1 protein-coding gene is annotated in these 236 nt (G+C 78.4%); it reads left to right on the top strand.

All coding sequences use genetic code 11. From position 1 onward, the window contains the following. Nucleotides 1-236 (top strand): FAD-binding protein (locus IH61_RS0140100; RefSeq protein WP_031079464.1); only part of this gene is annotated, 236 nt, incomplete at both ends.

The raw sequence follows: 236 nt of genomic DNA, 5'->3' as shown, positions 1-236 counted from the left end.
GCCAAGGTCACCTCGCGCACCCCGCGCGTCTCCTCCGGCCGCCCCGAGCTGACCGAGGCCGCGATCGTGGTCTCCGGCGGCCGCGGCGTCGGCGAGGCCGCCGGCTTCGGCGTCGTCGAGGAGCTCGCGGACGCCCTCGGCGCGGCCGTCGGTGCCTCGCGCGCGGCCGTCGACGCCGGCTGGTACCCGCACACCAGCCAGGTCGGCCAGACCGGCAAGCAGGTCTCCCCGCAGCT

The organism is Streptomyces sp. NRRL WC-3742 (assembly GCF_000720635.1).
Classification (GTDB): domain Bacteria; phylum Actinomycetota; class Actinomycetes; order Streptomycetales; family Streptomycetaceae; genus Kitasatospora.
This window is presented reverse-complemented; position numbering and strand designations above follow the sequence as displayed.